Here is a 26,767-nt window from a genome sequence, read left to right as displayed (position 1 = left end):
CCTTTTAAATTCGTTTTGCCAACTCTTCGGCTTTACCCACATACAACGCAGGGGTCAGCTCAAGCAATTTGGCTTTGGCTTCTGCCGGAATTTCCAACGATTCGATAAAGAGTTTCAACACTTCAGGCGTAATGCCGTCTTTACCGCGTGTCAGATCTTTCAGCTTCTCGTAAGGATTGGCCACGCCGTAACGACGCATTACGGTTTGAATCGGCTCGGCCAGCAGCTCCCAAGTGGCGTCCAAATCGGCAGCAAGGGCGGCAGGATTCGGCTCAAGCTTGTTCAGACCGCGCAGATGGGCGGCAAAGCCCAATACGGTATAGCCCACGCCCACGCCCATATTGCGCAATACGGTGCTGTCGGTCAGGTCGCGCTGCCAACGGGAAATCGGCAGTTTTTCAGACAAAAAGCCCAATACGGCATTGGCCATACCGAGGTTGCCTTCGGAGTTTTCAAAGTCGATCGGATTGACTTTGTGCGGCATGGTGGAAGAACCGACTTCGCCTGCTTTGACTTTTTGTTTGAAGTAACCCAAAGAAATATAGCCCCAAACGTCGCGGTTGAAGTCGATCAGAATCGTGTTGACACGGCTAATGGCTTGGAAAAATTCCGCCATATAGTCGTGCGGCTCGATTTGAATGGTGTAGGGGTTGAAGGTCAAGCCGAGGCTGATTTCAACGAAGTTGCGGCAATGGGTTTCCCAATCCACATCGGGATAAGCGACCATATGAGCATTGTAGTTGCCGACTGCGCCATTGATTTTGCCGAGGAACTCTTGCGCTTGCAGGTTTTTAAACTGACGTTGCAGGCGGTACACAACATTAGCGATTTCTTTACCCAGTGTACTTGGTGTAGCAGGCTGGCCATGCGTGCGGCTCATCATAGGGACGGCAGCCAACTCATGCGCCATGCCGGTCAACTTCTCGATGATTTCGGCCAGTTTCGGCAGCAAAACAGCCTCACGCGCTTCTTGCAGCATTAAAGCGTGGGACAGGTTGTTGATGTCTTCGCTGGTGCAGGCAAAGTGGATGAACTCGCTGGCAGCAGCCACTTCAGGTACGCCGGAGAAGCGTTCTTTAAGCCAATATTCGATGGCTTTGACGTCGTGATTGGTGGTCGCCTCAATAGCTTTGACGGCAGCGGCATCTTCAAGCGAGAAGTTTTCGATCACTTTGTCGATTTCGGCAAGCGTAAAATCGCTGAAAGCAGGAACTTCTGCAATCTTAGGCTCGGCGGCAAGAGCTTTGAGCCAGTTTAATTCAACTTTGACACGCGCACGCATCAGGCCGTATTCGGAGAAAATCGGACGCAATGCTTCAACGGATTTGGCGTAGCGGCCATCTAATGGGGAAAGTGCAGCGATAGGGTTAATCATGTCGGATCTTCCTATGGGATGAAAACCAAATTGTTTGCAATTATACATGATTTTACACTTCAAGGCCGTCTGAAAAACAGGTTTCAGACGGCCTTTTCAGCGTATTTTTCATAAATTTCTTTTCAGAGGTTCAACTTTGCAAAATCGATTTACGATATATGCCATCTTCACGGATAATATCGACTGACTTTCTGTAAATAATGAGGTTTTATGAATATCAAACGTTTTTCCCTAGCTGCAACCGTATTTGCGGCTTTGATGTTGAGTGCCTGTGAAACAACAACCACATCGAGCAGCGGCGGCAGCTGGACCAATATCGGCACCATCTCTGAAGGCAATATCAAAGTGGCCATTGATAGAAGCAGCATTAAAAGAAATGGCGCACTGGTTACTTTCCGCGATAAAAAAACCGTTTCCAAACTGAAAGAGGAACGTTTCGTCAATACGCCGGCCTATAAAACAGCCATCGGCAGCTGGGAAATTCATTGCTCAAACAAAACCTATCGTCTGGCAGCGCTACAACTGATGGACGAACACGGCCGGGTCATTTCCAACCAAAGCTATACGCCGACCAGCATCCGCCCAATGAGCGTCATGAGCGGTACGATTACTGAAAAACAATACGAAACTGTGTGCGGACATAAGCTTTAATCCACACTTATTCACAAAGTTATCCACAGTTTAAATATTTAAAAGGCCGTCTGAATGCTTTGAATATCAAGTTTCAGACAGCCTTTTTATGTTTTTATGGAAATTTATCTTCAAATTTATCCACAAATTTTGTTTATTCAAAAATAATTTATTACAGCGATTCATTTACGCTCAAAATTTGCTTCATTCTTTGCAAGAGTATTTCACAAAATACTGCTTTCTACTCTATTTACTGACTTACTATCTGCTTAATCGATCTGTATTTACAGACTGCTATGCATCAAACTGGATCTGCACTTAATGCTTTTCACAAAAGTATTCCAATCTCTTGGAAAAAATTTGCTTCTCAAATAAATGCCTTTCCTTTAATGATACAGCCCTTCTTTAACGCAGCCTTACCCCTGTTTCTCCGTCAATAATCTGGCTAGGCGTTTTCTGCTTACCTATCAATCCACCTACAACCCAGACTTTCCTGCCAAATTGTCTTCTAACTTCCCTTTCCGTTTTGCACGCCCGTTTTCCTGCACGATTGCATGAAGTAGAGACTAAAGGCTTTTCCAAAACCTGACACAAACGCCTTGCACCTGCGTGCGCAGGAACCCTGACAGCCAATTTACTGCGTCCTTTCCCCCGCAATGAGGACAATACTTTTTTGCCGGCCGGCAATAAGAAAGTTTTCGGAGCCGGCCATGCTTCATGCAGCATGGTTTGGATATTTTCAGACGGCCTTTGCAGCAAAGGTTGCAACTGTTCCAAGCTATGTCCAATGACAATCATGCCTTTGTGTTGCGGTCGTTTTTTCAGATGAATCAGTTGATTGAGCGCTTTGGGCAAAGTAGGGATACAACCCAAGCCATAGCAAGACTCGGTAGGATAGGCGACCAAACCGCCTTTTTTAAGATGCGCCTGCAGCCTGCGTTGGGCTGCAGCCGATAAAATTCTGGGGAACATCATCATAATACCAAGGCCGTCTGAAACTGCGATTGTCGGACAATCTGTGTTCAGACGGCCTATTTCTATTCATTATTAACGGTTGATGGCTTTATCGGCAATGTCTTTACGGTATTGCATACCGTCAAAATGGATTGTTTCCAATGCCTCATAAGCCTTGCTTTTAGCTTGTGCAACATCATCGCCCAAACCGACTACACACAACACACGGCCGCCGTTGGTTACAACTTCGCCTTTTTCATTCGTTGCAGTACCGGCATGGAAAACTTTACCAGTTTGATTGGCCTTATCCAAGCCGAAGATCACATCGCCTTTTTTTGGAGAATCAGGATAATTTTGTGCAGCCAACACTACGCCTACTGCAGTCTGCGGATTCCATTCGGCAGAAACACTATCCAGTTTGCTGTCGATTGCCGCTTCAACCAAGTCCACTAAATCGCTATCCAAACGGCTCATAATCGGCTGGGTTTCAGGGTCGCCGAAACGGCAGTTAAATTCGATGGTATAAGGCGCACCGGTTTTATCAATCATTAAGCCCGCGTATAAAAAGCCGGTAAATTCATGACCTTCTGCTTTCATACCGGCCACGGTCGGCAAAATAATTTCATTCATCGCGCGCTCGTACACATCAGGCGTCACCACCGGAGCAGGGCTGTATGCGCCCATACCACCGGTATTAGGGCCTTTGTCGTCATCCAACAGGCGTTTATGGTCTTGACTGGTTGCCATCGGCAAAACATGATTGCCGTCCACCATAACGATAAAGCTTGCTTCCTCGCCTTGCAGGAAATCTTCAATCACGACGCGCGCGCCTGCATTGCCCATTTTGTTGCCCAACAACATATCGTCGATAGCGGCATGAGCTTCATCCAAAGTCATGGCGACAATCACGCCTTTACCGGCAGCCAAACCATCCGCTTTAATAACAATCGGCGCACCTTTTTGGTTGACGTAATCATGTGCCGCATCGGCATTTTCAAAGGTTTGGTATTGCGCGGTTGGAATGTTATATTTTGCCATAAACGCTTTAGCAAAATCTTTTGAACTCTCCAACTGGGCCGCGTATTGAGTCGGGCCAAAAATCTTCAATCCGGCAGCACGGAAGTCATTCACCACACCCGCAGCCAAAGGCGCTTCAGGGCCGACTACGGTAAAGGCAATATTTTCATTACGGCAAAAATCAATCAAATCTTGATGCGCCGTCAACGCCACATTCTGCAGTTTAGGCTCAATTGCCGTTCCGGCATTACCAGGTGCAACAAAGACAGTTTCTACTTTAGACGACTGCGCCAATTTCCAAGCCAGTGCGTGTTCACGTCCACCATTACCAATAACGAGCAATTTCATACCGTCTCCTTCAAGAATAGATGTTGTAAATAAAATTCAATCGATGGAATATTGTTCCATCTTGCATAGCTGTTTCAAATTAAGAATAATATTGCACCAAGACAACCATACTCTAATTTCAAACAACGAAAGGAAAATCATGCAAAAACGTATTGACGAAATTCAAAGTAAATACCGTGAATGGTGCGAATTACTACCACAACTGGAAGCAGATATCGCCCGCTGGAAACATGCTGCAAGCCTCATGCAAGACATGGATGACTTCTATACCAACGAATACCAAGCGTGTTATCAAGCCATTGAAGAAGGTGCAGATGTTGATTTACACACACAGGGCGAATACAGCATTATGAGCGAAGATGCCCTATGGAACGCACTGGGAGAATTTCATCAACTGGCTTGGGAACACCTGCGCTCAAGCGTAAATGCTTTAGACAGATACCAAGGCTAAAACATCAAAGGCCGTCTGAAACTTTTGATTGATCAAATATGTTCAGACGACCTTTTATTCAAACGGCTTCTCAGTATTTACTTCAATTTGGCGCGTATTTTTCCAGGCGGCAATACAGGCTTCATAATCGGCCAACGCTATTTTCACTGTCAACTTACAATCCAGCTGCAAATCCTGTTCCACAATATCGGCCTGATATTGTTTGGCAATCCGTATAGTCTCATTCAAAACAGGATATTCACACTTCAACCAAACTGTCTTTTCGACATTCTTTTCAACAACTTCAGCTATCGCCAATGCCTGAGCCGTTGATTCCTTATAAGCATGAATCAAACCGGGAACACCCAATAGCGTACCGCCAAAATAGCGCACAACCACAACCAACACATCCGTTACGCCGACAGAATCAATTTGCCCCAAAATAGGGCGGCCTGCGCTTCCGGACGGTTCTCCATCATCGTTTGCGCGAAACTGCATTCCGTCCACACCCAATCGATAGGCGTAACACCAATGTCGTGCTTTGTGATGCTCTTCCTTTAATGGGTCGAGATATTTCTTCACATCGGCCAAAGTGCGGATAGGATAGGCGTATGCAATGAAGCGACTGCCTTTATCTTTAAATTCAGCCTGTGTCGGTGTGGTAATGGTTTTATAGGTCGTAATCATGCCAAAATATTTTCAGACGGCCTTTGTTATAAAAGGCCGTCTGAACGTTTCACGTGAAACATTAGTTTTTCAGTGCTTCAGTCAGTTGAGGTACAACTTCAAACAAATCACCAACCAAGCCGTAATCTGCCACATTGAAAATCGGAGCGTCAGCATCTTTGTTGATGGCAACAATTACTTTACTGTCCTGCATACCGGCAACGTGTTGGATAGCACCGGAAATACCGATAGCAAAGTACAGTTGCGGCGCAACCACTTTACCGGTTTGTCCGACTTGGGCATCGTTTGGCGCATACTCGGCATCCACTGCTGCACGGGATGCCCCAATCGCCGCACCCAAAACATCAGCCAAAGGAGTCAATACTTCATTGAATTTTTCAGCGCTGCCCAATGCACGACCACCGGAAACAATCACTTTTGCCTGAGTCAATTCAGGACGGTCAGACTGGGAAAGTTGACGGTTTACGAAACGGCTCAGGTTTTGAGCAGGCGTTGCCTCAACATTGACCACTTCTGCATTACCGCCTTGTCCGGCAACATCAAATGCTGTCGCACGGAAAGTCAGTACCAGTTTTTCAGAATTGGATTGAATGGTTTCAAATGCATTACCAGCATAAATCGGACGGACAAATGTCGAGTTATCCACAACTTCAGTTAAATCCGAAACTTGTGGCACATCCAACAGGGCGGCTACTCGGGGCAGAAGATTTTTGCCAAACGCAGTTGCAGTTGCAGCCACATAACGGTAATCCGCAGCCAGTTTAACAACCAAAGGCGCTAATTCTTCTGCCAAGCCTTCAGCGTAATAGGGCGCATCGGCTACCAAAACTTTCGCTATGCCTGCAACCTGTTTTGCCTCTTCAACCACCGCAGCAGCATTACTGCCAGCAACCAATAAATCTACATTACCTAATTTAGCGGCAGCTGTTACCGCATGCAAAGTGGCAGGATTCAAATGTTGGTTATTATGTTCCGCAATAATCAATACGCTCATTTCATACTCCTTAGATCACTTTGGCTTCGTTTTTCAGCTTTTCAACCAACTCGGCAACATCAGCCACTTTCACACCGGCTTGACGTGCTTTAGGTTCGGCAAATTTCACGGTATTCAAACGCGGAGAAATATCCACAGCCAAATCGGCAGGACTTAATTTTTCCAAAGGCTTTTTCTTTGCCGCCATGATATTAGGAAGTTTGACAAAGCGTGGTTCGTTCAAACGCAAATCTGCACTGATGACCGCAGGCAGCTTCAATGCAACAGTCTCTTCGCCGCCGTCAATTTCGCGGGTTACCAATGCTTCTTCGCCTTCAATTTGCACTTTTGATGCAAAAGTACCTTGAGCCGCATTCAACAACGCAGCCAGCATTTGGGCAACTTGGTTGGCGTCATCGTCAATTGCCTGTTTACCCAGCAATAAAATTTGCGGATTTTCTTTATCCGCAACAGCTTTCAGCAATTTCGCAACGGCCAAAGGCTCCAACTTCGCATCAGTTTCAACATGAACCGCACGGTCGGCACCCATCGCCAAAGCAGTACGCAACGTCTCTTCGCATTTTTTCTCGCCAAGAGAAACAGCAACAATCTCGCTTACTTTTCCGGCTTCTTTCAAACGGACAGCTTCTTCTACCGCAATTTCATCAAACGGGTTCATCGACATTTTGACATTACCGATATCCACATCAGAACCATCGGCTTTCACACGAACTTTGACGTTATAGTCCACTACGCGCTTTACTGCGACCAGTGCTTTCATTCAATTCTCCTAAAAAGAATGTCCATCAAATCTAGCATACTGCTTTTGATACATTCTTTATATAAAATCCAATTTGGTTTTTACCAACATGATAAAACCAAATTTGTATAAATCTTGGCAAATAGAGCGGAATTATATCATTTCTAAAGCATTTACTCAGAAAATAAATCCAGCTCCCCAGCAATTATTTACCGTATGCTGCAACACAATCCATCAAGGTTTGATAAACCTCGTCAACATTGGGAATTTGAGCAATACCGCCTAAATTTTTTGCATAAGCCGAAACTTGAACGCCGGTCTTGGCCGGATCTGTATCTGTATAAATTCCTACAACAGGCTTTTCCAACGCATTGGCAAGATGCAGTAGTCCGGTATCTACACCAATAATACCCTCTGCGTTTTTCAATAAAAATGCAGCCTGTAATAAATTCATTTTGTCGCAAACCGAAGCAAACGGTAAATCGCTTGCAATCTGTTCGGCACGCATTTTTTCGGTTTCATTTCCCCATGGCAGATATACATTGCATTGTTGTTCTTCATTCAACTTTTTCAATAATGCACGCCAGTATTCTACCGGCCATAATTTACTGTCACGACTGGTTGCATGCAAAGCAACGTAATAGGGGGATTGCAAATTTTTCAGACGGCCTGATTCAGGAACCGACAAACCAAATACCTGCGTTTCAGGCATTGTATAACCAAATACTTGGGCGAATAATTCACGGTTTCGCCAGACCGCATTTTTGCCTTTCGGTACGGCAAACGTTTTACTGTATGCAAGGGCAGCCAAACTTTCACGCGCGCTGTGTTTATCCAAGCCGTAAATAGAGGATTTCGCCATTTTGGCAAAGCATGCGCTTTTAATCAGTCCTTGGCTATCTAAAACAAAATCAAAAGATTCAGCCTGTAAATCCGTTTTCAGACGGCCTATTTCACGCCACGTTTCAGCCTGAAAAAGGTGTTTGCGCCACTGCCGCCATTTCATTACATGAACCTTTTTGACAAAAGGATGTAAGCGGGCGATATCTGCAAATCCTGCCTCACACAGCCAATGGAGCTCCACATCAGAACATTGTCGCGCTAAATCTTCAACTGCGGGCAACGTATGAATTAAATCGCCCATACTGGACAAGCGGACAAGTAAAATCTTCATATTTTGGAAAATGTTTCACGTGAAACAACAGAATTTAAAAATATAATTTATTGATTATTAATGTATTTTCTTATTTCTTCGGCGTTTTCTAAAATAATAGCCCCGGCAGAATGCATTTCCTGCCATGCAGATTCAACCGTTTCCGGAGCAATGCCACGGCAAGCAGCCTGATTGACAATGACTTTCCAAGCCCCGCCTTTAAGCAACTGTAAAACCGTTGTCTTCACACAATAATCCGTTGCCAAACCGCCGACAATAACTGTATCTGCATTTTGACAGCGCAACCATTCGATCAAACCTGTACTGAGCTTTTCCTCAATATCGTGAAAACATGCGCCGTAAGGATGTAACTCAGGATCGACGCCTTTCCAAACACAATAATCGTATTCCTTGGCTGAAGGCAGGCCATCCAACAACTCATAGCCATATGTTCCAACCATCGCATGTGACACCCAAGTCAAATCCGCATCGGGTAAACCCGTCGGTTTTAACATATCAACAGGATTATCCACAAGCCATTTTGCCGCGACATGATGCGCATCTTTCGTCATAACGCGTAAATCCGCCAATGCGGCTTGGACATTGAGTTCATCCGCAATCAGATGACCTTCGGCAACAGGTAATTCTTTCGGGCACAAAGGCGTAAACGTTTTTTGTGCATCTACATCGATAGAAACAATCATGTATTAATTTAACCTATTGATTTTATTTTAAATAATTTAAATTATTCATTTATTGCCAATGTACGGACATTTGGAATAAATGCTTTGTATTATAACAAATTACTACTGCAAAATGTGGGAAAACATCTGTGATATGATGACAGTTTGCACAGAATATTTATCCACAAATTATGTCCTATTCGATTACGCCTATTGCAACCGTTCATTCCCCCTACAAACAAAAATTCGGCATTGCCCGCCAACCAGGTTTGGTTCCTGCGGCAGAAATTTGCATTGAACTCACTCCTGAATTTACCGCTGACAGCGTTCGGGGCTTGGAAGATTTCGACTATGTGTGGATAAGTTTTATTTTCCACGGCGTATTGGATGAAGGTTGGGCGCAAATGGTGCGTCCGCCACGGCTTGGAGGCAAACAAAAAATGGGCGTATTTGCCACACGCAGCCCGCACCGCCCCAATCATCTCGGTTTATCCCTGCTAAAACTCGAACGCATCGAATCAGGCAAACCTGTCCGCATCTATTGCAGCGGTGCAGACCTGTTGGACGGTACTCCGGTAGTGGATATCAAACCCTACATCCCGTTTGTGGAATCCAAACCTGACGCATCATCAGGCTTTGTCAGCGGCAAACCTGAAGAATTGAGTGTAGTCTGGGCAGAAAGTACGCTTGCGGAACATTTATCCACAGAAGAAAAACATCTCATTGAACAAAGCATCGCCCAAGATCCCCGTCCTGCCTATCAAGATATTCCCGAACGGGTTTATGTAATGAATATTGCAGATTATGAAGTGCAGTTTAGGATAGAAAACAAATGTGCCACAGTGATTAAACTATCCACAATCTGATTGCAAATTGAATCTATCTACAAACAAAAGGCCGTCTGAAATGTTCAGACGGCCTTTTAATTATCCATAGACTGATTGATTCAGCCCGTTATCCTTTAGATTTTGCTGGCAAAAAATTCCAAGGTACGAACCAATTGGCAAGTGTAAGACATTTCATTGTCGTACCAAGCAACGGTTTTCACCAATTGTTTGTCGCCAACAGTCATCACACGGGTTTGAGTCGCATCGAAGAGTGAGCCGTATTCAATACCGATAACGTCGGAAGAAACGATTTGATCTTCAGTGTAGCCATAAGACTCGCTAGCGGCGGCTTTCATGGCTGCATTGATTTCTTCTTTGGTAACAGGGCGTTCGAGAATAGAAACCAGTTCGGTCAAAGAGCCGGTAGCAACAGGAACGCGTTGGGCAGAACCATCAAGTTTGCCGTTCAACTCAGGAATAACCAAGCCGATGGCTTTAGCGGCACCGGTGCTGTTCGGTACGATATTCAATGCAGCGGCACGGGCGCGGCGGAAGTCGCCTTTACGGTGTGGCGCGTCAAGGGTGTTTTGGTCGCCAGTATAAGCGTGGATGGTAGTCATCAGGCCTTCAACAATACCGAATTCTTTTTGCAATACCGCAGCCATAGGGGCCAGACAGTTAGTCGTACAAGAAGCGGCTGAAATAACAGTTTCGCTGCCGTCCAAAATATCTTGGTTTACGCCATATACAACGGTTTTCACATCATTGCCGCCAGGTGCAGAAATTACAACTTTGCGCGCACCGGCACGGATATGGGCTTCAGCTTTGGTTTTATTGGTAAAGAAACCGGTACATTCGAGAACAACGTCCACACCCAGCTCGCCCCAAGGCAATTCTTCAGGATTAGGATTGGCAAATACTTTGATTTCTTTGCCGTTCACAACAATCGCATCATCTTTCAATTCGGCAGAGCCTTCAAAGCGGCCTTGAGTACTGTCGTATTTAAAGAGGTGCAGCAGCATATCGGCAGGAGTCAAGTCGTTAACAGCAACGACTTCGATACCTTGGGCTTTTTCAATTTGACGCAATGCCAGACGACCGATACGGCCAAAACCATTAATCGCTACTTTAATACTCATTTTGCTACTCCTATTAGATGGAATGGGAAAAATTTTTCAGTAAAGCCATTGTATCCTGAAATAAAATTACTTTCTAGGATTATAGATAATTACTTTTAAGTTGTTTGATTTAAATAAAGAAAACATGAAATTCTTGTTTGTAGGAAAATATCAGGTAAATCGAATCAGTCCTTAATTTTGATATTTTATTTCATAAAAACCTTTTTACAATCTTAAAAGTTTCATAAGTTTATGGAAATCATAAACTTAGTTCTATTTCCTCCGTATTTTGCCATTTTTGTGTTGATAATTCAGTGTTTTCTTCAAATTATAATATTTTAATTTTTAAAATGATGATTTTGATGAAGAACCAAACCATCTGTGGATAACGGAATAACTTTCTTTAAAACCAATTTGATAGTCGCTTTTTATCTTTGAGGCCAACCCCAACTGAATGCCGGAATAAAAAAGGATAGAATCTTAGTTCTTCTATTTTTCTGTGGATAAAACCCAAATTACCCACTTCAATTTCACATGCTATTGTGGATAATTAAAATTTTGAAATTCACACCCGCAAAACATCCATATTGGCAAATACTATTAAAAATGATGGCTTGTTTTTTCCTTTTTAACGTATCATTTGCCCATCAGACTTTTTAAAAGGAAGCAATTATGCTGCAACGGACTTTAGCCAAATCAGTAAGCGTTACTGGCGTTGGCCTGCATTCGGGCGAAAGGGTCGCTCTGACTTTGCATCCTGCCGAAGAAAACAGCGGTATTTCGTTCCGCCGTACCGATTTAAGTGGGGAAATGGGCGAAATAATCAAATTGAATCCTTATTTGATCAACGATACCCGCCTCTCTTCAACCATCGTTACCGATAAAGGCGTGCGCATCGGCACGATTGAACACATTATGTCGGCTCTGTCTGCCTATGGCATCGACAATGCCTTGATTGAATTGAACGCACCCGAAATTCCGATTATGGACGGCTCCAGCCTGCCGTTTATTTACCTTTTACAAAATGCAGGCGTTGTCGATCAAAAAGCCCAAAAACGTTTTCTAAAAATCCTCAAACCTGTTGAAATCAAAGAAACCGGAAAATGGGTGCGCTTTACGCCTTACGATGGCTTTAAAGTTACTTTAACCATCGAATTTGACCACCCCGTATTCAATCGCAGCGCACCTACTTTCGAGATTGATTTTGCAGGAAAATCCTATATTGATGAGATTGCCCGTGCCCGTACCTTCGGCTTTATGCACGAAGTGGAAATGATGCGCGCCCACAATCTCGGACTGGGCGGCAATTTGAACAACGCCATCGTGATTGACGACATGGATGTTTTGAATCCGGAAGGTTTGCGCTATCCCGATGAATTTGTCCGCCACAAAATCCTTGATGCTATTGGCGATTTATACATTGTCGGCCATCCGATTATCGGCGCATTTGAAGGTTACAAATCAGGCCATGCCATCAATAATGCATTGTTGCGTGCCGTTTTGGCAGATGAAAGCGCTTACGAATGGGTTGAGTTTGCCGATGACGAAGACTTGCCCACTGCTTTTCACGAGTTGCCGGCAGCCTGATAGAAAATAGATAAAGCAGTCCAATGAAAAGGCCGTCTGAACCTTTCAGACGGCCTTTTTCATGTCATTTTCCACAAGTAATTATCCACATATTCATCCATTTTATCCTATTGAAAAATAAAAATATTAAAATTTAACGTTATTCTTATACACAACTTATCCATATATTTTCTAAAACTAAAAGGCCGTCTGAACAACTAGGTTTCAGACGGCCTTTTTCAGTCAAACTGACAATATCAATCGCCCATGACCTTGCCTTCACGGCGCGGGTCGGCGCCACCGAGCAAACCGTCTTTGCCGATCACAATGCCTTGCACGCCGGAATTCAAATCGCGGATTTGGACTTTGTAGCCCAGTTTTTCCAACGCAGCCGCTTTATCCGCAGCCGCTGTTTTATCCTCGATTTCATACTGGCTGCCGCGATTGAGCATATTCGGCAGTGAAATTGCCGTCTGAATGTCCATACCCCAATCGATATGCGCCACCAGTGTTTTAGCAATGAAACCGATAATGCGGCTGCCGCCCGGCGAACCAACCGCCATATAAGGTTTTCCGTCTTTCATCACAATGGTCGGCGCCATCGAAGAACGCGGACGTTTGCCGCCTGCCACGCTGTTTGCCACCGTTTTACCGTCCGCGCCGACAGGGTTGAAGGCAAAATCGGTTAATTCGTTGTTGAGCAGATAGCCGTTTGCCATCAGCCCCGAACCGAACGCGTTTTCAATCGAAGTCGTCATCGATACAACGTTACCGTCTTTATCCACAACCACCAAATGGCTGGTGGACGGCAGCTCGACCGCCATGCCTTGCGCGTATACCTTGCCGAACTTGCCTGCCTGAACAGTTTCCAATGCCTTGTCGGATTGGCGGATTTCTTTAGCACGCGGTTTCAAATAAGCCTGAGAAATCATGGCACGGGTCGGAACATTCACAAACGCAGGATCGCCGACATAATAATCACGGTCGGCAAAAGCAATCCGCGACGCATCGCCTATCCAGCGCCAACTGTGGATATTTTCCACACCCAACGCCTTCATATCCTGATTCTGCAATACACCCAAAATCTGCCCCAAAGCAATCGCGCCCGAACTTGGTGCGCCCATACCGCAAACTTCATATTCACGATACGGCGCGCAAACCGGTTCACGCTCGATAACGCGGTAGTTTTTCAAATCCGCCATGCTGATTTTGCCAGGATTATCCACAGCACCGGTAACGGCACGAACAATATTCTGCGCCTGCATTCCCTGATAAAACGGCGCACTGCCTTTTTCCGCCAACAGGCGCACAGAACGCGCAAATTCAGGATTTTTCAAAACCGTTCCCGTAGCCAAAGGTTTGCCGTCGGGTAAGAAATAGGCAGCAGTTTGCGGATAACGTTGCAAGGGTTCCAAATTTTGTTCGATGGATTTCGCCATACGCGGAGAAACAGCAAAACCCTGTTCCGCCAAAGTAATCGGTTTTTCAAACAAACTTGCCCACGGCAATTTTCCGTAACGCTTGTGGACATCTTCGAGCAGCTTCGGAATCCCCGGCACACCGACCGAACGGCCGCCGACCACAGCTTTCATAAAGCCCATCGGTTTGCCGTTTTCGTCCAAGAAAAGCCCCGGCGTTGCCGCTTTCGGCGCCGTTTCTCGGGCATCAAACGTTGTCAGCTTTTTCGCCTTATTGTCCCAATACACCAAAAACGCGCCGCCGCCCAATCCGGAAGACTGCGGCTCAACCAGTCCCAAAGTTGTCTGCATGGCAACCATCGCATCTATCGCACTGCCGCCGCGCTTCAAAATTTCATAACCGGCTTCAGTTGCCAGCGGATTGGCAGACGCCGCCATATAATGTTTGGCGCGGATTAATTTCTGCTCCGTCAGCCCCGTCCCTTGCTCCGGCGCATGGTTATCCATAGATACGGAGGGCAGGGAAACTTGAGGCTTTTGAACCGGCTTTTGAACTGGCTGTTGCGCACAAGCGGCCAAAATCAAAACGGATAACAGGTTAATACTAAAAGAAAACTTCATATGCATACCCTTATTGACATATTTTCAGACGGCCTTTTCCCAGCTTAAACAAAAGGAAATATGAAAATAGCTTGAAATAAAAAACTATTTGACTATTTCTCCAGTCAATCAGTTCCAATTGGAGAAGTATAAAACAAGCTAAGATTGTGCACAGGCAAAAAGTTACCCACAGAATGGAGCAGCAGAAAAAATTTATCCACACCTACAAACAAGGCCGACCATACTTTATCCTCATCAAAAAATATCAGCTAAGTATTTGAAAAATTTTTATAATCAAAGTTATCAACAAGCTGTGGCAGCACTCAATATCATCTTCTATTTATTATTTAAAATCTAATTTATAGTTTGTTTTCCCAAAGGTAAAGGCCGTCTGAAACGTAAAGGCATCTTTTCAAAAAATTAGATAGTTAAGGATTGTTAAATCTCTGTAAATCAGATAGAGTTACGGTTGATAAATTAAATTAATAATGGAGCTTCCATCAATGAAAGGCGATATCGGCGTAATCGGCTTGGCCGTTATGGGTCAAAATTTGATTTTGAATATGAACGATCGCGGTTTCAAAGTCGTGGCGTACAACCGGACCACCGCTAAAGTAGACGATTTTCTCAACGGCGCAGCTAAAGGCACCAACATTATCGGTGCCTATTCATTGCAAGATTTAGTGGATAAACTGGAAAAACCGCGCAAAATCATGATGATGGTTCGCGCAGGTTCTGTCGTTGACGACTTTATCGAACAACTCGTTCCGCTTTTGGACCAAGGCGACATTATTATTGACGGCGGCAACGCCAACTATCCCGATTCCACCCGCCGCACCCACGAGCTGGCGGCAAAAGGCATCCGCTTTATCGGCGCGGGCGTGTCCGGCGGCGAAGAAGGCGCGCGTCACGGTCCGTCTATCATGCCTGGCGGCGATGAAGCCGCATGGCCTGCTGTTAAGCCGATTTTCCAAGCCATCTCCGCCAAAACGCCTCAAGGCGAGCCTTGCTGCGACTGGGTCGGTCGCGATGGTGCGGGCCACTTCGTCAAAATGGTGCACAACGGCATCGAATACGGCGATATGCAGTTGATTTGCGAAGCGTACCAATTCATGAAAGACGGCTTGGGTCTGAGCTACGACGAAATGCACCGCATTTTCAACGAATGGAACAAAACCGAACTGGATTCTTATCTGGTCGAAATTACCGCCGCGATTTTGGGTTACAGAGATGAAAACGGCGAACCTTTGGTTGAAAAAATCCTTGATACCGCAGGTCAAAAAGGTACAGGCAAATGGACCGGCATCAATGCCCTCGATTTGGGTATCCCGTTGACCCTGATTTCCGAAGCCGTGTTTGCACGTTGCGTGTCCGCGTTTAAAGACCAACGCATCCAAGCAAACAGCCTGTTTGGCAAAACCATTACCCCGATTGAAGGCGATAAAGCCGCATGGGTAGATGCTTTGCGCCAAGCCCTGTTGGCATCCAAAATCATTTCTTATGCACAAGGCTTTATGCTGATCCGCGAAGCCAGCGAAAACAACGATTGGGCATTGAATTACGGCAACACCGCCCTCTTGTGGCGTGAAGGCTGCATTATCCGCAGCGCCTTCTTGGGCAACATCCGCGACGCATACGAAGCCAATCCCGATTTGGTGTTCTTGGGTTCCGATCCTTATTTCAAAGGCGTATTGGAAACCTGTCTGCCTGCATGGCGCAAAGTCGTTGCCAAAGCCATCGAATGCGGCATCCCTATGCCCTGCATGGCTTCCGCGATTACTTTCCTCGACGGCTACACTTCCGCGCGCCTGCCGGCCAACCTGTTGCAAGCCCAACGCGACTACTTCGGCGCGCACACCTACGAGCGTACCGACAAACCGCGCGGCGAGTTCTTCCATACCAACTGGACAGGTAAGGGCGGCGATACCGCTTCAACCACATACGATATCTAATTTGCCCAGGCAAACAAAAGGCCGTCTGAGTATTTCAGACGGCCTTTTTATAGGGTTATCCACAATGAAGAATGAAACAATTTATAGTATTTGATAGATAACTTTATGAAATAAATAAAGATTAATAAAGGCCGTCTGAATGTTTCAGACGGCCTTTAAAATTGTTCACAACCTTATCAACAGGTTTTCCATAGCTTAAACCAGATTTTGCGGATTGCCGACCACGAAGCGGTTGATGTTGTCCAAAAGGATGTCAAACAGGCGGTTGGCGGCCTCTTGGCTTGCCCATGCAATGTGTGGCGTGACGATGAGGTTGGGCAGTCGGGCTTTCAGCAGAGGATTGCCGTCGCGTGGTGGCTCTTGTGTCAACACGTCAAAACCTGCCCCGCCGATTTGTCCGTATTTCAACGCCGCAACCAAAGCGGCTTCATCGACTAAGCCGCCGCGCCCGCAGTTGATGAGGATGGCGCCGGGTTTCATTTGCTGCAATTCGGCTTCGCCTATCATGTTGGCCGTTTGCGGCGTGAGCGGGCAATTAAGCGACACGGCATCGGCGGAGCGGATGGCTTCGTCAAAGGAAACATAGCCGTCGCGGACATTTTGGGCATATTTATGTTCGGCGAATACGACATTCATTTTGAAAGCCTGTGCATAAGTTGCCAGCGTTTTACCGATATTGCCGCGACCGAAAATCGCCAGCGTTTTACCGTTTAAATCGCGCATCGGTGCGCCGAGGTGGCAGAAAAACGGCGAGTTTTCCCACAAGCCTGCCGCAACGTCGCGCTGATAGGCAGGCAGGTTGCGCATCAGGGTAATCATCATCATAAACGCGTGTTCCGCCACAGATTCATTGCCGTAAGCGCGGATATTGCACACTGCCGTGCCGTTTTGTTTGGCGGCCTCAACGTCCACATTGTTGACGCCGGTCGCGGTAACGGCAACCAGCTTGAGTTGTGGATTTTCGGCAAATGCTTGGGCGGAAATCACGACTTTGTTGGTAATCACAATGTCCGCTCCGTGGATGCGCTCCAGCGTTTCGTGCGCTTCGGTTGTGCCGTAGCTGCTCAATGTATGTGGAAAATCAAAGTCAAACGGGCGGTTGACGAGGGTATCGCGGTCGAGGACGACAATATGGAGCGGGTTCATAAAATTCCTATCAAAAATAAAATATCGATTTATAAAATCTAAATCAGGATAAAGGATTTAAAATATACGCGTTAGTTGATAATAATTATTATGTAGCGATTAAAACATCAATGTATCAGGAAAACAGCATGATTAAAACCATTACATTTGCTATTTTGCATTTCAGCGTTGCATTTAGTGTCGCCTATATTCTGACCGGCAGTATCGGCGTTTCCAGCGCGGTGGCTTTGGTCGAACCCATCGTCAATACCGTCGTCTTTTATTTTCACGAAAAAGCGTGGAACCGCTACGAGAAAAACAAATCCGAGAAGCAAAAATTGTGGGTGCCTCTGCATCAGTGCGGCTAAAGTTTCAGACGGCCTTTTGCTTGATTAAAACCGATTATGGTTTTTCGGTTTAGCCATCGCCATCAAAATGCCAAACCCTAAAATAGAGTAAGACTTTACGAAGGCTTCATGAAGGTAAAAATGCTAAAATACGCTATTCTTGCAAACCCATTCAGACGGCCTCAATGCTCACCGATTTAGAAAAAAACGCCATCCGCGACCATTACCAAAACATCGGCAAAAACCTGCCCGGTTTCCGTCCGCGCGCTTCGCAGCGGGAAATGATTGCGGCGATTGCCAACGCTTTTTCGCGGACGTTGACGCGTGAAGAAGGCGAAGAAGCGCCCAAACGCGAGGGTGAGAGCATTGCCGTGATCGAAGGGCCGACTGGCGTGGGTAAATCGTTGGCCTACCTTTTGGCCGGCGGCATCATGGCGCAGACGCGCGGCAAACGGCTGATTGTCAGCAGTGCGACGGTGGCCTTGCAGGAGCAGTTGGTCGACCGCGATTTGCCGTTTCTGGTCGAAAAAAGCGGTTTGGAGCTGACCTTTGCGCTTGCCAAAGGGCGCGGCCGTTATCTTTGCCCTTACAAACTCTATCAACTGACACAAAACAACGCCCAGCAAAACCTGCTTGGTTTTGAAGCACCGGAAGTGTTGTGGGACAGCAAACCCAAGCCGGAAGAATTGAACCTGCTGCGCGACATTGCCGATGAATTTTCCGCCCGCCGCTTTAATGGCGACCGCGACACTTGGCCGGAAAAAATCGATGACGCGATTTGGCTCAAAGTGACCAACGACCGCCACGGCTGCCTGAAATCCGCCTGTCCTAACCGTTCGGAATGCCCGTTTTACCTGGCACGCGATGTTTTGGAAACCGTCGATGTCGTCGTTGCCAACCACGATCTTCTGCTTGCCGACATCAGCATGGGCGGCGGCGTGATTCTGCCTGCGCCCGAAAACAGTTTCTATTGCATAGACGAAGCGCACCACCTGCCCAAAAAAGCCCTCAGCCGTTTTGCCGCCGAACATTCATGGAATATTGCCGTTTGGACGCTGGAAAAACTGCCGCAGCTGACCGGCAAAATTGCCGCGCTGACCGATAAAGCCGAACTTGCCAACCTTGCCGACGAAGCTGCCACATCCTTGCTCGACAGCCTGCACGAATGGCAGTTTCACTTGGCGGAAGAGCCGTCTTTAAGTCTGGGGTCGTCTGAAAACGACAGGCGGAAACACAACGAACCGACTTGGCTGTGGGAAGACGGCAAAATCCCCGAAGGCCTGGAAACCACAGTTTCCAATACGGCCATTGCTGCACGCAGCCTGCTCAAACACGTTGTTGGGCTGAACGATGCGCTTTCCGCCGCGCGCCGCGAAAAAGAGCAGGACGGTGCGCTCATTGACCGCCTGACCAGCGAGTTCGGCCTTTTTATCGCCCGTATCGAACAAATCAGCGCGGTTTGGGATTTGCTCTCCACCGTTCCCATTGAGGGCGAAGAGCCGTTGGCGAAATGGATAACCCGCCGTGCCGATGACAAAAACGACTACATTTTCAATGCCAGCCCCATTAGCAGCGCATCCCACCTTGCCAATAGCCTGTGGCGGCGCGCGGCAGGCGCGGTGCTGACTTCGGCCACCCTGCAATCGCTCGGCAGCTTCAACCTGATTTTGCGCCAAACCGGCCTGCTGTGGCTGCCTGAAACCACCACGCTTGCATTGGAAAGCCCGTTTAATTTCGATACGCAAGGCGAGCTGTATATTCCGCCCGTACACGCCAGCCCCAAAGACCCTGATGCGCACACGGCCGCCATTGTCGAATGGTTGCCGAAGCTGGTTTCGCCGGTTGAAGCCATCGGTACGCTGGTGTTGTTTTCCTCGCGCAAGCAAATGCAGGATGTCGCCTTACGACTGCCTGACGAATACTTGCCGCTTCTGCTTGTGCAGGGCGAGTTGCCCAAGGCCGTTCTTTTACAAAGGCACCATCAAGCCATTGCCGAAGGCAAAGCCAGCATTATTTTCGGCCTCGACAGTTTTGCCGAAGGCCTTGATCTGCCCGGCACGGCCTGTGTGCAAGTCATTATTGCCAAGTTGCCGTTTGCCATGCCGGACAATCCCATCGAGAAAACCCAAAACCGTTGGATTGAACAACGCGGCGGCAATCCCTTTATCGAAATTACGGTACCCGAAGCCAGCATCAAACTGATTCAAGCCGTCGGCCGCCTTATCCGTACCGAACAGGATTACGGCCGCGTGACCATCCTCGACAACCGCGTCAAAACGCAACGCTACGGCCAACAATTATTGGCCTGTTTGCCGCCGTTTAAACGGATAGGGTAGTTGTGGATAATTCAAAGGCAAAGGCCGTCTGAAACCAAATGTTCAGACGGCCTTTTATTCTTTTCAAGCTATAAATCCAATTTCATGACGGATACGGTTTCCCCGTTGTGCCAAGTCTGCGTGATTTCTTTCCAGCCGAACTTTTCATACACGGCCTGCACATCCGGCGTATAGAGATACAGATGCGGCAAACCCAGTTCGCGTGCTTTATCCAGACAAAACGAGACCAGCTGCCTGCCTACGCCCAAACCGCGAAATTGCGGTAAAACGAACACATCGCCCAGCCAATATTCGTATTCGGGAAAACACGCCATATCAAACTGCTTCAATGCCGCCGAACCCATCAGCCGCCCTTCCTTATCCACAGCCGCAAACGCCAGCGGCAAGTCATCCCCATCGAGGCACTGCGCGTAATATGCACGGATTTTGTCCAGAGACGACCACGGCGCAAAATCGTGCCACTCCTCAAACAGCGCGAGGGCTAAAGGCTCGATAAATTCAGGCTTCAGACGGCATATGTTCATATCGGGTCCTTTTGTTGTACCGCGTAGGGATTATTTTTACAGTATAGGCCGTCTGAAAGGTTAACACATCTTAAAAAATCAGCGTAAAACACGATAAACCCGCCGCCAGCCCCATTCAAATCACTTATAATTCTGCCCATACCGCACACAAACAAAAGAAGAACATCATGGCCAAGAAATTTCCCATTTTCCCGAAAAATCCCGAGCGTATCTGCTGGGGTTGCGACAAATACTGCAAAGAAGACGATTTGCAATGCGGCAACGGTTGCGAGCGCATTCAGCACCCCATCGAGTTGGACGGCCGCGACTGGTATAAAAAAGGCGACTGGAGCAATTTGTTGAGCGAAGAGCAACAAATCGAACTTGGACTGAAAGAAGCACCCAAGCCGGCCAAACCGCATATCAAACTGCCTTTGAAAAACAAAACAGCTTAAACGGTATGCCGTAAACAAACGAAATAAAAAGGCCGTCTGAAACCTGAAAAACAGGGATTCAGACGGCCTTTGCGTTGTCGGATTATGCCTTCACATAATGCACAAATGCGTATTCGATGCCTTTGGCGGAAACATGGTTTTCCCGAGAGGCTTCTTGCCATGTTTCTGTGGAAAACTCAGGAAAAAACGCATCGCCATCCACATCCAAACCGACTTCGGTCAAACGTAAATCGGTGGCAATCGGCAGGGCTTGTGCATAAATTTGCGCGCCGCCCATGATGATGACTTCTTCAACTCCCTGACACAAAGCCAGCGCATCTTCCAAAGAAGCCGCCGTTTGCGCGCCTTCGGCCTGATAATCTTGGCGGGTAATGACGATATTTTGACGGCCGGGCAGCGGTTTGCGCGGCAGAGATTCCCATGTTTTGCGGCCCATAATGACGGGTTTGCCGGTGGTGTAGGATTTGAAAAAGGCAAAATCCTCGGGCAAATGCCAAGGCATGGTGTTGTTGATGCCGATACAGCGGCGGGCGGCGTAGGCGGCGATAAGGGTGATTTTCGGCATGATGAAATCCGTTTGCAAAATAAAATGATTATAGCGGAAGGGAGGCGGGAAGGACTGAATGCCCGATATTCTAAAAATGTTTCAATATTTATAAAATCAATATTCAAAATACTTAATTTTGACAAAAATCATTTATTGTTCATTTTTTTAGGTATATGATAAATATCATATCAAATAAAAAAGGAAAGGAAAAAATGATGAGAACCCTCCGCATTTCTGCTTTGACTGCTTCCCTGTCTTTGATGCTGGCTGCCTGCGGCGGCGCAACAAGCGGCTTGTCGAATGCCGTGACCGAGCCGCTCAATCCGCATCCGAAAGGCGTGTTGTCCGTTGAATTGAACGAATCCGTCCCTGAAAACGGTACGTTGGAGCTGACGGCTAACGGTAAAACGCAAACCCTGCAAAAAGGCGGCAAACTCGATACCGGCTTTTTGAAAACCGATAAAGTATCCTCTTACGACTACGCCCAAAAAATCAAGGTAAACGGCCAAGTCATCACTTTGGAAACCGGCGACTTCCAAGTGTATAAACAAAATTATTCCACTGTTGCCGCGCGTTACGCCAAACAAAAAGCCGATGACGCAGGCAAGCTGCAAAACCTGGATACATACACATTCACTGTCGGCGAAGTCCAAGGCGATGAAACCGCTTACCGCAATTTGCCCAAACAAGGCAGCTATCAGTATTCGGGTATTGCGTTTAACGGCGACGACCGCAGCGGCCGTCTGAAATACACCGTCGATTTCGATAAAAAACAAGGTTACGGCAAAATCAGCAGCATGGCTTCCCACAATAATGTCGACCTGCTTGCCGCAGGCATTGCCAATAACAATGGTAAAGCTGCCATCAGCGGTAAAACCAGTTTGAACGGTATCGAAAGCGGCCGTTATGATTTGAAACTCTTCGGCCCTCAGGCTGAAGAAATTGCCGGTAAGGCGCAAATCAAAGTTGGCGACTCTACCAAAGAAATCGGTTTGGCCGGTAAGAAAGAATAGGAAATAAGGCCGTCTGAACATTTCAGACGGCCTTGTTGTGACAAAAAAAGCAACGGCTCAAACCGTTGCTTTTTTCATGCCAACCTAAATTACAGGCTGCCCAAGATAATGCGCAATACGCGGCGCAACGGCTCGGCAGCACCCCACAAGAGTTGGTCGCCGACAGTGAACGCGCTGATGTATTCGCCGCCCATCTCCAGTTTGCGGATACGGCCGACAGGAACAGACAGCGTGCCGGTAACTTTGGCAGGCGTCAGCTCGTGAATGCTGGCTTCTTTTTCGTTGGGGATAACTTTCACCCAATCGTTTGCACCTGCCAAGATGGCTTCGATTTCAGAAACAGGCAGGTCTTTTTTCAGTTTCAGGGTGAGGGCTTGGCTGTGGCAGCGCATAGAGCCGATGCGCACGCACAAGCCGTCGATTACGGTCGGATTGTCGCTGCGGCCGAGGATTTTGTTGGTTTCTACGCCGCCCTTCCATTCTTCTTTGGACTGGCCGTTGCCCAAGTCTACGTCAATCCACGGAATCAGGCTGCCGGCGAGCGGTACGCCGAAGTTGGCTTTCGGATAGTCTTCGCTGCGCAGGAAATCGGACACTTTGCGGTCGATATCGAGAATCGCGCTGGAAGGATCGGCAAGTTCGTCCGCCACTTTAGCGTGAATCGCACCCATGCCGCTGATGAGTTCGCGCATGTTTTTCGCACCTGCGCCTGAAGCGGCTTGGTAGGTCATGCTGGTTGCCCATTCGACCAAATCGTTTTGGAACAAACCGCCCAAAGCCATCAGCATCAGGGAAACGGTACAGTTGCCGCCGATGTAGTTTTTCACGCCGTTTTTGAGGCCGTTGTCGATGACGTTGCGGTTGACAGGGTCGAGGACGATAATCGCATCGTCTTTCATGCGTAGGGAAGAAGCCGCGTCAACCCAGTAGCCGTTCCAGCCGCTGTCGCGCAGGGGTTGGAAGACGGATTTGGTGTAATCGCCACCCTGACAGGTAACGATAATGTCCATTTTTGCCAATTCGGCAACATCGTTGGCATCCAACAATGTTTTGGCTGCCTGACCGAAATCAGGGGCAGCGCCGCCGACGTTGGAAGTGGTAAAGAAAAACGCTTCGGGAATGTGGGCGAAGTCGTTTTCTTCTTTCATACGCTGCATCAAAACAGAGCCGACCATACCGCGCCAGCCGACAAAACCTACTTTCATGTGTTACTCCTTACAAAGAAAATCCGGATAAGTTTATAGTGCATTAACAAAAATCGGAACGGCATCGCCTGCGCTTTGTTCAGACTTTTGTTAACCCACTATAAAAAAGGGGAAAACAAACGTTTTAACGCTGTCTGCGGAAAATGTAAAGGTTTTTATCGAAATTTTTTAGAATGATGGAAAAATAGGTTAAGATGGCAATGAAATTGCATCTCATTAAATAGCACAGAGGAAGATTAAATGAGCGAAATCAATTTGTCGGATTTGCCTAAAACAGAAATAGTGGATGTCCATATTGCTTCAGTATGGTCACGGGTCGCGGCATATTTGTTGAATTATTTATTTAATGTAATTATTTTTTTACCCTATTATTATATTTTATATACTGAGACAGCAGCAATTGCCAAGCAGAAAAATATTGCTTTTACACAAGAGCTTATAATAAGTGTCAGCGAGCGGGCCGATATGACACAGATGCTAGGATTGACCTCTATCGTATATTTAATTGTCGGTGTTGTTCAGCTTTATTACATGAGCCGCTATGGTCAATCCTTGGGTAAAAAGATCATGCGTATTCGAGTATTGAAAAGCAATGGCAGCAATCCGGGTTTTCTTGGTACGGTATTGGTACGAGAAGTTGCATGGGGCTTAATTGTACTTGCCATTGTGTTTGCTACATACTTTGTATTAAAAGGAAACATTTTAATTTATTCACTACTGATTACACTGATCAACTTCATCATGCTCTTCTCTGTCAAACGCGACCGCCGCACGCTCTACGATATACTGGCCGATACGGTTGTCGTCAAATTGCCGCCGCGCCGATAAATCGCTTTTTTGTGTTAAAATCAGCACTTTCCAACATAGGCCGTCTGAAAAAATAGCTTTCAGACGGCCTTTCGACACGCTATTGATTCCATGAAAAAACATCTGTACCGCATCACGCTCGTCAGTATTGCCGCAGCCATTCTTGCCGCCTGTCCGAGCAAAAGCATTAAAAACCTTCCCGAAACCGACACCAGCGTTATCAAAGGCCCTGACCGCCCCACCGGTACGCCCGATCCCGTCGGTACGACAGTGAGCGGGGGAGGAGCAAACTACACCGTAGTTTCCTACAACGAATTGCCGCACTGGGACCTCCAACACTTTACCAAAAGCCTGCAGTCTTTCCGCTTAGGCTGTGAAAAACTCAAAAACCGCCAAGGTTGGCAGGACGTTTGTATCCAAGCCATGCAGACGCCGGTGCACCATTTCCAAGCCAAGCACTTTTTCGAGCGCTATTTCACCGCATGGCGCGTCGATAACGGCGGCAATCCTGCCGGCACCATTACCGGCTATTACGAACCGGTCCTGCACGGCGACGACAAGCCCACAAGCCAATCCCGTTTCCCTATTTACGGCATTCCGAACGATTTTGTTTCCGTTCCGCTGGCTGCAAACTTGAGAGGCAGCAAAGCCACCGTCCGCATCCGCCAAACCGGCCCAAACAGCGGCGTCATCGACAACAGCGGCACATACACGGCCGACTTGTCCAGATTCCCGATTACAGCACGCAGCACTGCGCTGAAAGGCCGTTTTGAAGGCAGCCGTTTTGTTCCTTACCACACCCGCAGCCAAATCAACGGCGGCGCACTTAACGGCAAAGCGCCGATTTTGGGTTATGCAGATGATCCGGTTGAACTTTTCTTTATGCACATTCAAGGTTCAGGCCGTCTGAAAACGCCGTCCGGCAAATACATCCGTGTCGGATTTGCCGATAAAAACGAGCATCCGTATGTTTCCATCGGCCGCTATATGGCGGACAAAGGCTATCTGCCGCTGGGTCAGACCAGCATGCAGGGCATCAAGGCCTATATGAAGCAAAACCCCGGCCGCCTTGCCGAAGTTTTGGGACAAAACCCAAGCTACGTCTTCTTCCGCGAGCTGACCGGCAGCAGTGATTCCGGCCCGGTGGGCGCATTGGGTACGCCGTTGATGGGCGAATACGCCGGTGCCATCGACCGCCACTACATCACGCTTGGCGCACCATTATTTGTCGCCACTGCCCATCCGATCACCAAAAAAGCCCTCAACCGCTTGATTATGGCGCAAGATACCGGCAGCGCGATTAAAGGCGCGGTCCGTGTGGATTATTTCTGGGGTTATGGCGACGAAGCAGGCGAAGTGGCCGGCAAAATGAAAACCACCGGCTATGTATGGCAGCTTCTGCCCAACGGCATGAAACCGGAATACCGTCCATAAACAGCGGTTTAAAAAAGGCCGTCTGAAACCAAGATTGAGGTTTTAGACGGCCTTTTTATTTCTATAAAAATGCGGCAGGTTTTAAAAACCTGCCGCGGTATGGGGACATACAGCTCGGACGGTAAGCCGGGTTCTGTCGCGGACAGTCATTCCTCTAGGCACATCATTGCTGGTGTGCTCAAGCAACCTACCCGAACGCTCGGCGAGCAGCGTCATCGCGTTCTGTTTGGTCTTGCTCCGAATGGGGTTTAGCCTGCTGCGCTTTGTTACCAAATGCACGGTGCGCTCTTACCGCACCTTTTCACCCTTACCTGTTTTGCCCGAAGGCAATCATCGGCGGTATTGCTTTCTGTTCCACTTTCCGTCGCGTTGCCGCGCCCGGCCGTTAGCCGGCATTCTGCTCTATGGAGCCCGGACTTTCCTCCCCGTATGCCTTACGCGATACGCGGCGACTGTCTGTCCGACCTGTATGAGGTGCGGATTATAACACAGCTGCCATAGGGT

At 47.5% G+C, this 26,767-nt stretch carries 25 protein-coding genes and 1 other RNA gene; 11 read left to right on the top strand and 15 right to left on the bottom strand.

Annotated features, from left to right (window positions below):
• Window positions 1-4: 4 nt before the first annotated feature.
• Window positions 5-1,375: an adenylosuccinate lyase gene (purB, locus tag O3681_RS05785; RefSeq protein ID WP_293212178.1), complete on the bottom strand. Its 1,371-nt coding sequence runs from the start codon at window positions 1,373-1,375 to the stop codon at window positions 5-7.
• A gap of 210 nt (window positions 1,376-1,585) precedes the next feature.
• On the opposite strand from purB, the gene O3681_RS05780 reads away from it, so the two are divergent.
• Entirely contained in the window at window positions 1,586-2,026 is a 441-nt protein-coding gene (locus O3681_RS05780) for a surface-adhesin E family protein (RefSeq protein WP_063068604.1), read from the top strand.
• 384 nt (window positions 2,027-2,410) lie between these two features.
• On the opposite strand, the gene O3681_RS05775 is transcribed toward O3681_RS05780, so the two are convergent.
• A complete protein-coding gene (locus tag O3681_RS05775) occupies window positions 2,411-2,980 on the bottom strand; it encodes an L-threonylcarbamoyladenylate synthase (protein ID WP_308882040.1) in 570 nt (189 codons plus the stop codon).
• A 72-nt stretch (window positions 2,981-3,052) separates the two neighbouring features.
• Window positions 3,053-4,324: a phosphoribosylamine--glycine ligase gene (purD, locus tag O3681_RS05770; RefSeq protein ID WP_371459512.1), complete on the bottom strand. Its 1,272-nt coding sequence runs from the start codon at window positions 4,322-4,324 to the stop codon at window positions 3,053-3,055.
• Window positions 4,325-4,463: 139 nt separating this feature from the next.
• On the opposite strand from purD, the gene O3681_RS05765 reads away from it, so the two are divergent.
• Window positions 4,464-4,775, top strand: coding sequence for a DUF4298 domain-containing protein (locus O3681_RS05765; RefSeq protein WP_314458485.1), 312 nt, complete (start codon window positions 4,464-4,466; stop codon window positions 4,773-4,775).
• Window positions 4,776-4,829: 54 nt separating this feature from the next.
• On the opposite strand, the gene O3681_RS05760 is transcribed toward O3681_RS05765, so the two are convergent.
• The 5 genes from O3681_RS05760 to O3681_RS05740 all read right to left on the bottom strand — a co-directional run bounded on the left by O3681_RS05760 (window position 4,830) and on the right by O3681_RS05740 (window position 9,031).
• Window positions 4,830-5,441 carry a YigZ family protein gene (locus O3681_RS05760; protein WP_293187332.1) on the bottom strand — a complete coding sequence of 204 codons (612 nt, stop codon included), beginning with the start codon at window positions 5,439-5,441 and terminating at the stop codon, window positions 4,830-4,832.
• Between the two features lie 61 nt (window positions 5,442-5,502).
• A complete protein-coding gene (locus O3681_RS05755; RefSeq protein WP_371459511.1) occupies window positions 5,503-6,435 on the bottom strand; it encodes an electron transfer flavoprotein subunit alpha/FixB family protein in 933 nt (310 codons plus the stop codon).
• Window positions 6,436-6,445: 10 nt separating this feature from the next.
• Window positions 6,446-7,195: an electron transfer flavoprotein subunit beta/FixA family protein gene (locus tag O3681_RS05750; RefSeq protein WP_003686610.1), complete on the bottom strand. Its 750-nt coding sequence runs from the start codon at window positions 7,193-7,195 to the stop codon at window positions 6,446-6,448.
• A 184-nt stretch (window positions 7,196-7,379) separates the two neighbouring features.
• A complete protein-coding gene (waaC, locus tag O3681_RS05745; RefSeq protein WP_371459510.1) occupies window positions 7,380-8,348 on the bottom strand; it encodes a lipopolysaccharide heptosyltransferase I in 969 nt (322 codons plus the stop codon).
• Between the two features lie 47 nt (window positions 8,349-8,395).
• Window positions 8,396-9,031 carry a nicotinamidase gene (locus O3681_RS05740; protein WP_107723918.1) on the bottom strand — a complete coding sequence of 212 codons (636 nt, stop codon included), beginning with the start codon at window positions 9,029-9,031 and terminating at the stop codon, window positions 8,396-8,398.
• A 170-nt stretch (window positions 9,032-9,201) separates the two neighbouring features.
• On the opposite strand from O3681_RS05740, the gene tsaA reads away from it, so the two are divergent.
• Window positions 9,202-9,876 carry a tRNA (N6-threonylcarbamoyladenosine(37)-N6)-methyltransferase TrmO gene (tsaA, locus tag O3681_RS05735; RefSeq protein WP_070606544.1) on the top strand — a complete coding sequence of 225 codons (675 nt, stop codon included), beginning with the start codon at window positions 9,202-9,204 and terminating at the stop codon, window positions 9,874-9,876.
• A gap of 95 nt (window positions 9,877-9,971) precedes the next feature.
• On the opposite strand, the gene gap is transcribed toward tsaA, so the two are convergent.
• Entirely contained in the window at window positions 9,972-10,976 is a 1,005-nt protein-coding gene (gene gap, locus O3681_RS05730) for a type I glyceraldehyde-3-phosphate dehydrogenase (protein WP_107723920.1), read from the bottom strand.
• A 651-nt stretch (window positions 10,977-11,627) separates the two neighbouring features.
• Between gap and lpxC the strand changes: the two genes are divergently transcribed.
• Complete coding sequence (gene lpxC, locus O3681_RS05725) at window positions 11,628-12,542, top strand: UDP-3-O-acyl-N-acetylglucosamine deacetylase (protein ID WP_107723921.1); 915 nt, start codon at window positions 11,628-11,630, stop codon at window positions 12,540-12,542.
• A 236-nt stretch (window positions 12,543-12,778) separates the two neighbouring features.
• Here lpxC and ggt read toward each other — a convergent pair whose 3' ends face one another.
• Complete coding sequence (gene ggt / locus O3681_RS05720; RefSeq protein ID WP_371459509.1) at window positions 12,779-14,560, bottom strand: gamma-glutamyltransferase; 1,782 nt, start codon at window positions 14,558-14,560, stop codon at window positions 12,779-12,781.
• A 482-nt stretch (window positions 14,561-15,042) separates the two neighbouring features.
• Here ggt and gnd point away from each other — a divergent pair, with 482 nt between their 5' ends.
• The gene (gnd, locus tag O3681_RS05715; RefSeq protein WP_371459508.1) at window positions 15,043-16,491 is read left to right on the top strand and encodes a decarboxylating NADP(+)-dependent phosphogluconate dehydrogenase; all 1,449 of its coding nucleotides are present in this window, start codon (window positions 15,043-15,045) and stop codon (window positions 16,489-16,491) included.
• Window positions 16,492-16,686: 195 nt separating this feature from the next.
• Here the strand turns inward: gnd and O3681_RS05710 are convergent, their stop codons facing one another.
• The gene (locus tag O3681_RS05710; RefSeq protein WP_371459507.1) at window positions 16,687-17,637 is read right to left on the bottom strand and encodes a D-2-hydroxyacid dehydrogenase; all 951 of its coding nucleotides are present in this window, start codon (window positions 17,635-17,637) and stop codon (window positions 16,687-16,689) included.
• A 128-nt stretch (window positions 17,638-17,765) separates the two neighbouring features.
• Between O3681_RS05710 and O3681_RS05705 the strand changes: the two genes are divergently transcribed.
• Both O3681_RS05705 and dinG read left to right on the top strand, forming a co-directional pair.
• Window positions 17,766-17,984, top strand: a complete 219-nt coding sequence (locus O3681_RS05705) for a DUF2061 domain-containing protein (protein ID WP_070826381.1) — start codon at window positions 17,766-17,768, stop codon at window positions 17,982-17,984.
• 164 nt (window positions 17,985-18,148) lie between these two features.
• Entirely contained in the window at window positions 18,149-20,299 is a 2,151-nt protein-coding gene (dinG, locus tag O3681_RS05700) for an ATP-dependent DNA helicase DinG (RefSeq protein WP_371459506.1), read from the top strand.
• Window positions 20,300-20,367: 68 nt separating this feature from the next.
• Here dinG and O3681_RS05695 read toward each other — a convergent pair whose 3' ends face one another.
• Window positions 20,368-20,823, bottom strand: coding sequence for a GNAT family N-acetyltransferase (locus O3681_RS05695; protein WP_371459505.1), 456 nt, complete (start codon window positions 20,821-20,823; stop codon window positions 20,368-20,370).
• Window positions 20,824-20,990: 167 nt separating this feature from the next.
• On the opposite strand from O3681_RS05695, the gene O3681_RS05690 reads away from it, so the two are divergent.
• Window positions 20,991-21,257: a DUF3079 domain-containing protein gene (locus tag O3681_RS05690; RefSeq protein WP_003686685.1), complete on the top strand. Its 267-nt coding sequence runs from the start codon at window positions 20,991-20,993 to the stop codon at window positions 21,255-21,257.
• 82 nt (window positions 21,258-21,339) lie between these two features.
• Here O3681_RS05690 and O3681_RS05685 read toward each other — a convergent pair whose 3' ends face one another.
• On the bottom strand, window positions 21,340-21,822 hold the full coding sequence (locus O3681_RS05685) for a dihydrofolate reductase (protein WP_049349171.1): 483 nt from the start codon (window positions 21,820-21,822) through the stop codon (window positions 21,340-21,342).
• 197 nt (window positions 21,823-22,019) lie between these two features.
• On the opposite strand from O3681_RS05685, the gene O3681_RS05680 reads away from it, so the two are divergent.
• On the top strand, window positions 22,020-22,817 hold the full coding sequence (locus O3681_RS05680; RefSeq protein WP_371459708.1) for a factor H-binding protein: 798 nt from the start codon (window positions 22,020-22,022) through the stop codon (window positions 22,815-22,817).
• Between the two features lie 89 nt (window positions 22,818-22,906).
• On the opposite strand, the gene asd is transcribed toward O3681_RS05680, so the two are convergent.
• The gene (gene asd / locus O3681_RS05675) at window positions 22,907-24,022 is read right to left on the bottom strand and encodes an aspartate-semialdehyde dehydrogenase (RefSeq protein WP_063076326.1); all 1,116 of its coding nucleotides are present in this window, start codon (window positions 24,020-24,022) and stop codon (window positions 22,907-22,909) included.
• Window positions 24,023-24,262: 240 nt separating this feature from the next.
• On the opposite strand from asd, the gene O3681_RS05670 reads away from it, so the two are divergent.
• A complete protein-coding gene (locus tag O3681_RS05670) occupies window positions 24,263-24,850 on the top strand; it encodes an RDD family protein (RefSeq protein WP_371459504.1) in 588 nt (195 codons plus the stop codon).
• A gap of 90 nt (window positions 24,851-24,940) precedes the next feature.
• Window positions 24,941-26,263 carry a murein transglycosylase A gene (locus tag O3681_RS05665; protein ID WP_371459503.1) on the top strand — a complete coding sequence of 441 codons (1,323 nt, stop codon included), beginning with the start codon at window positions 24,941-24,943 and terminating at the stop codon, window positions 26,261-26,263.
• Between the two features lie 106 nt (window positions 26,264-26,369).
• On the opposite strand, the gene rnpB is transcribed toward O3681_RS05665, so the two are convergent.
• Window positions 26,370-26,731, bottom strand: an RNA gene (gene rnpB, locus O3681_RS05660) — RNase P RNA component class A.
• Window positions 26,732-26,767 lie beyond the last annotated feature (36 nt).

It is taken from the genome of Neisseria sp. 27098_8_158, from assembly GCF_041433145.1.
Taxonomy (GTDB): Bacteria; Pseudomonadota; Gammaproteobacteria; order Burkholderiales; family Neisseriaceae; genus Neisseria; species Neisseria subflava_E.
Note: the sequence above shows the minus strand (reverse complement) of the source record. Positions and strands in the feature narration are given on the sequence as shown.

Excerpts from the sequence above, each read along its gene's own strand:
- O3681_RS05760 (WP_293187332.1), bottom strand. The coding sequence starts at position 5,441 with ATGATTACGACCTATAAAACCATTACCACACCGACACAGGCTGAATTT.
- purD (WP_371459512.1), bottom strand. The coding sequence starts at position 4,324 with ATGAAATTGCTCGTTATTGGTAATGGTGGACGTGAACACGCACTGGCT.
- purB (WP_293212178.1), bottom strand. The coding sequence starts at position 1,375 with ATGATTAACCCTATCGCTGCACTTTCCCCATTAGATGGCCGCTACGCC.
- O3681_RS05750 (WP_003686610.1), bottom strand. The coding sequence starts at position 7,195 with ATGAAAGCACTGGTCGCAGTAAAGCGCGTAGTGGACTATAACGTCAAA.
- O3681_RS05765 (WP_314458485.1), top strand. The coding sequence starts at position 4,464 with ATGCAAAAACGTATTGACGAAATTCAAAGTAAATACCGTGAATGGTGC.
- O3681_RS05710 (WP_371459507.1), bottom strand. The coding sequence starts at position 17,637 with ATGAACCCGCTCCATATTGTCGTCCTCGACCGCGATACCCTCGTCAAC.
- O3681_RS05740 (WP_107723918.1), bottom strand. The coding sequence starts at position 9,031 with ATGATTGTTTCTATCGATGTAGATGCACAAAAAACGTTTACGCCTTTG.
- O3681_RS05670 (WP_371459504.1), top strand. The coding sequence starts at position 24,263 with ATGAGCGAAATCAATTTGTCGGATTTGCCTAAAACAGAAATAGTGGAT.
- O3681_RS05690 (WP_003686685.1), top strand. The coding sequence starts at position 20,991 with ATGGCCAAGAAATTTCCCATTTTCCCGAAAAATCCCGAGCGTATCTGC.
- O3681_RS05685 (WP_049349171.1), bottom strand. The coding sequence starts at position 21,822 with ATGCCGAAAATCACCCTTATCGCCGCCTACGCCGCCCGCCGCTGTATC.
- gnd (WP_371459508.1), top strand. The coding sequence starts at position 15,043 with ATGAAAGGCGATATCGGCGTAATCGGCTTGGCCGTTATGGGTCAAAAT.
- tsaA (WP_070606544.1), top strand. The coding sequence starts at position 9,202 with ATGTCCTATTCGATTACGCCTATTGCAACCGTTCATTCCCCCTACAAA.
- waaC (WP_371459510.1), bottom strand. The coding sequence starts at position 8,348 with ATGAAGATTTTACTTGTCCGCTTGTCCAGTATGGGCGATTTAATTCAT.
- asd (WP_063076326.1), bottom strand. The coding sequence starts at position 24,022 with ATGAAAGTAGGTTTTGTCGGCTGGCGCGGTATGGTCGGCTCTGTTTTG.
- O3681_RS05665 (WP_371459503.1), top strand. The coding sequence starts at position 24,941 with ATGAAAAAACATCTGTACCGCATCACGCTCGTCAGTATTGCCGCAGCC.
- O3681_RS05755 (WP_371459511.1), bottom strand. The coding sequence starts at position 6,435 with ATGAGCGTATTGATTATTGCGGAACATAATAACCAACATTTGAATCCT.
- dinG (WP_371459506.1), top strand. The coding sequence starts at position 18,149 with ATGCTCACCGATTTAGAAAAAAACGCCATCCGCGACCATTACCAAAAC.
- O3681_RS05775 (WP_308882040.1), bottom strand. The coding sequence starts at position 2,980 with ATGATGTTCCCCAGAATTTTATCGGCTGCAGCCCAACGCAGGCTGCAG.
- gap (WP_107723920.1), bottom strand. The coding sequence starts at position 10,976 with ATGAGTATTAAAGTAGCGATTAATGGTTTTGGCCGTATCGGTCGTCTG.
- O3681_RS05780 (WP_063068604.1), top strand. The coding sequence starts at position 1,586 with ATGAATATCAAACGTTTTTCCCTAGCTGCAACCGTATTTGCGGCTTTG.
- lpxC (WP_107723921.1), top strand. The coding sequence starts at position 11,628 with ATGCTGCAACGGACTTTAGCCAAATCAGTAAGCGTTACTGGCGTTGGC.
- O3681_RS05695 (WP_371459505.1), bottom strand. The coding sequence starts at position 20,823 with ATGAACATATGCCGTCTGAAGCCTGAATTTATCGAGCCTTTAGCCCTC.
- ggt (WP_371459509.1), bottom strand. The coding sequence starts at position 14,560 with ATGAAGTTTTCTTTTAGTATTAACCTGTTATCCGTTTTGATTTTGGCC.
- O3681_RS05705 (WP_070826381.1), top strand. The coding sequence starts at position 17,766 with ATGATTAAAACCATTACATTTGCTATTTTGCATTTCAGCGTTGCATTT.
- O3681_RS05680 (WP_371459708.1), top strand. The coding sequence starts at position 22,020 with ATGAGAACCCTCCGCATTTCTGCTTTGACTGCTTCCCTGTCTTTGATG.